The sequence below is a fragment of the Bradyrhizobium sp. KZN70725 genome (assembly GCF_055264925.1).
This window is the reverse complement of the sequence record NZ_JBUYWT010000135.1, coordinates 1-4,064: the sequence shown is the minus strand read 5'-3', so window position 1 is coordinate 4,064 and position 4,064 is coordinate 1. Positions and strand designations below refer to the sequence as shown.

Here is a 4,064-nt window from a genome sequence, read left to right as displayed (position 1 = left end):
ACACCATCAGTTTGAGGGACGACCGCCTTCCAACCAACAGGCCGCTCGCGAGCGCGCTTCCAAATTGCGCCGTAGCGAGCGGGCGGCCGGCCCGTTACCCCATCTACGCATTCGTCGCGCTGCTGCTTCCTTGAACGATTCATGACAGCGCGTTCGCATCGCAGCCCTCTCCCGCTTCTCGTGGCGAGATGTTATGGAGCGCTTCCCTCCCCGTAGCCGGAAGCTTGCCGATGTCCACCGCCGTCTCCCCCCTCGCCCCGCCCGACGTTCCAGAGATGCCCGTGATCGCGGGTGTGCGGCTTGCGACCGCTGCCGCCGGCATCCGCTACAAGGGGCGCACCGACGTGCTGCTTGCGCTGCTCGACAAGGGCACCACGGTGGCCGGCGTCTTCACCAAGTCGAAGTGCCCGTCGGCGCCGGTCGAATGGTGCCGCGCCAAGCTGAAGGGCGGCGCTGCGCGCGCGCTGGTGGTCAATTCCGGCAATGCCAACGCCTTCACCGGCAAGACCGGCAAGGCGTCGACCGCGCTGACCGCGCAGATCGCGGCGAAGGCGGTCGGCTGCGCGACATCGGACGTGTTCCTCGCCTCTACCGGCGTGATCGGCGAGCCGCTCGACGCCACCAAGTTCGACGGCGTGCTGGCGCAGCTCGCACAGACCGCGACCCCCGATCGCTGGATGGACGCGGCCAGGGCGATCATGACCACCGACACCTTCCCGAAAGTCGCCACCGCGACCGTCAAGCTCGGCAAGGCCAAGGTGACGATCAACGGCATGGCCAAGGGCGCCGGCATGATCATGCCCGACATGGCGACCATGCTGTCGTTCATCTTCACCGACGCGCCGCTGTCGGCCTCGGTGCTGCAATCCCTGCTCAAGGCCGGCGTCGAGGACACCTTCAATGCGCTGACCATCGACGGCGACACCTCGACCTCGGACACGCTGCTGGCATTTGCAACCGGCGCAGCCGCTGCCAACGGCGCGCCGAAGATCTCGCGCGCCGGCGACCCGCGGCTGAAGGCCTTCACCAAGGCGTTCCAGCAGATCCTCGCCGATCTGTCCGAGCAGGTGGCGCGCGACGGCGAAGGCGCCCGCAAGCTGGTCGAGGTCGTGGTCGAGGGCGCCACCACCAAACCGTCGGCGCGCAGAATCGCGATGTCGATCGCCAATTCGCCGCTGGTGAAGACCGCGATCGCCGGCGAGGACGCCAATTGGGGCCGCGTGGTGATGGCGGTCGGCAAGGCCGGCGAACCTGCCAACCGCGACAAGCTCTCGATCTCCTTCAACGGCATCCGCGTCGCCAAGAGCGGCGCGCGCGATCCTTCCTACAACGAGAAGGAGGTGTCGGAGGCGATGAAGGCGCCGAAGATCCAGATCAAGGTCGCGCTTGGCCTCGGCAAGGCCAAAGACCGCGTGCTGACCTGCGACCTCACCAAGGAATACGTCGCGATCAACGGGGACTACAGGTCGTAGTAGCCGACATAGCGTCGCCACCTCCGTCATTGCAAGGAGCGAAGCGACGAAGCAATCCATCCGTCCATGCATGCGGACAGATGGATTGCTTCGCTTCGTTCGCAATGACGGCGTGAGTCCCGTCATCCTGAGGAGCGCGTAGCGCGTCTCGAAGGATGCACGCCACGAGAGCGCCGCATAGAGAAACCCTGGCCGTCGCCCCTTCGAGACGGCCGCTTTGCGGCCTCCTCAGGGTGACGGTGATAGAGCGTGTGCGCTTCGCTAGCTGCTGATCCGCGCGTCGGCGACGGCCTTCTTGAACAACGCGTTCATCGCGTCGGCGATGCCTTGCGTCGGGCTGACCTCGAAATAGAAGCCCGGCGACGCGCAGGCCTGCATGTTCTGCGCGATCTGGCTGTTCGGCGACGGGCCGAACGGGCCCTGGTTGAACGGATCGATCCAGGTCATGTACCAGCCGTTGGTCGGCAGCTGCAGGTAAGTCGTGTAGAGCACCGCGATCTTGATGCCGCGGTTCTTGATCGCCGTCCACAGCGCCGGATTGATCGGCGACTGGCAGCGATTGCCGCCGCTGATCGGCTTCAGGCAGCTTGAATTCGGCTCGTCGGCCACGCCGTCGGATACGAAGAACAGGTATTTCATCGGCGCTGCCGCCGTGCCCGGGCCCGGCGCGCTGATCGCGTTGCTGATGGCCGGAAGCACCGTCGAGAACTGGCTGTCCTTGTCGGCGGTGTAGGTATCGTTGTTGCCGTAGACGCCCATCAGGTCGATCTTGCCGGCAGCGGTCTTGGCGCTCGACAGGCTGGTCGACAGCGAGAACAGCGCGCGCAGGCCGATCGTCTTCGACGAGGCGCCGAAATCGTAGATCGCCATCCGGTACTGGCTGGCATAGGTCGCAGTGTTCGCGGCCGTGTCCATCAATTGCTGGGTCGCGCTGCGCAGCACGTCGATCCGCGTCGTCACGCCGAGCGTCTTGGCGAGATTGTAGTAGTTGTTGGCGTCGTTGTAGTCGTGACAGGCGAAGGCGCACTTGTCGGACGTGTTGTTGACCATCTTGGTCACGTCGGCGGGCGTCGCCGCAACCCCCATCGACGGCGAGTTGTCGAGCAGGAGATAGAAATCGATATAGAGCGGCATGTTCGCGGTCGAGGTCGACGCGCCGGTCACCGTCATCTTGCTTTGTCCGATCACGCCGAGGAACATGGTCGGGACATCGGCGGTGAACTTGACCGTCGAGGTGATGACGCCGCCGGTCTTGGTCATGGTCGGCGTCACGCTGGTCAGCGTGAAGCTGTTCTGGTTCAAGATGTTGCCGTTGAAGATCTTGGCCGCATCGGCTTCGCCCGCCTGGATCTCGCCGTCCGAGGTCATGGCGCCGGCGGCGATGAAGCCGGGCGACGCCTTGGCGATCGATCCGACGCTCGCGGCGTCGGCGGCCGATATCAGCTTGCTGCGGATCTGGTTGGCGCGGGAATAGTCGACCGCGCATCCGACCGCGACGACGAGCGGCAGCACAGCGAGGCCAAAGGTCATTGCGATGTTGCCGGAGCGATCGCGACGGAAACGGCTGATGGTCCGGATCAAGGTGCTCATGGGTTATGTCGGCAAAGAATATGATGGGCAGATAAATGAGAACCTTCACCCTGCCGGATACGAATTAAGGCCGGCTTATCGCGATCGCGGAAAGCCGCGCGGGCATAAATCGTTTGGCTGACAGCGCGTTGCTGGTTAATGAAAGCTTGCAGACTGGAAGGAATCCCCCGCCGCATGGCTGACATCAAGCTGACCCTCGTCGTCGCCTGCGCGCTTGTCGATGCCGACAAGCGCGTGCTGCTGGCGCAGCGCCCCGCAGGCAAGGCGCTGGCCGGCCTGTGGGAATTCCCCGGCGGCAAGATCGAGCCCGGCGAGTGGCCGGAGCAGACCCTGATCCGCGAGCTGCATGAGGAGATCGGCATCACCGTGAGCGAGCCGTGCCTCGCGCCGCTGACCTTCGCCAGCCATGCCTACGAGACCTTCCATCTGCTGATGCCGCTCTACATCTGCCGGCGCTGGGAGGGCATCGCGGCGGCGCGCGAGGGCCAGAACCTCGCCTGGGTCCGCGCAAGCAAGCTGCGCGACTACCCGATGCCGCCCGCAGACATCCCGCTGCTGCCGCATCTGATCGATCTGTTGCTGTGATCCTCTTCGCCTCTTCCGCTTGCGAGGGAGGCGCGCTGCCAAAATATCGAAAACAACCCCATGCAAAGCAGGTGGCGGTGGCAGGCGTTCGACCAGGCGACTTGACACGTCGGGCAACTCACCGGCATAATTCCATTATTCCGAAATCGTGCAAGCTCCCCTCGCCTTTTCCCGCAAGGACAGGGCAATCGCATATGGCCGTTTGAGGCGATCGGAGTTCCCACAAACTCGTCATGGCCGGGCTTGTTGTTTAGCCCGGCCATGACGGCGCGGAAGAATCGGTTCATTCCATATGCAATTGCCCTCCCCCGCAAGCGCAGGGGTGTCCGGGGAATGATTCACTGTGTCGCGGTGCATGCTCGGCAGGACCGAGGCAAATCGGTCTTTTCTGGTTGTCGAGACACAGAGGGCCGAGCA

General features: G+C 64.3%; 3 protein-coding genes. 2 read left to right on the top strand and 1 reads right to left on the bottom strand.

What is annotated here, in order from left to right:
* Nucleotides 1-230: 230 nt before the first annotated feature.
* Nucleotides 231-1,472, top strand: coding sequence for a bifunctional glutamate N-acetyltransferase/amino-acid acetyltransferase ArgJ (gene argJ, locus ACZBJS_RS42015; protein WP_229189787.1), 1,242 nt, complete (start codon nucleotides 231-233; stop codon nucleotides 1,470-1,472).
* A gap of 261 nt (nucleotides 1,473-1,733) precedes the next feature.
* On the opposite strand, the gene ACZBJS_RS42010 is transcribed toward argJ, so the two are convergent.
* Complete coding sequence (locus tag ACZBJS_RS42010; RefSeq protein WP_463440283.1) at nucleotides 1,734-3,062, bottom strand: TadE/TadG family type IV pilus assembly protein; 1,329 nt, start codon at nucleotides 3,060-3,062, stop codon at nucleotides 1,734-1,736.
* A gap of 174 nt (nucleotides 3,063-3,236) precedes the next feature.
* On the opposite strand from ACZBJS_RS42010, the gene ACZBJS_RS42005 reads away from it, so the two are divergent.
* Nucleotides 3,237-3,647: a (deoxy)nucleoside triphosphate pyrophosphohydrolase gene (locus ACZBJS_RS42005; RefSeq protein ID WP_463440282.1), complete on the top strand. Its 411-nt coding sequence runs from the start codon at nucleotides 3,237-3,239 to the stop codon at nucleotides 3,645-3,647.
* Nucleotides 3,648-4,064: the final 417 nt, after the last annotated feature.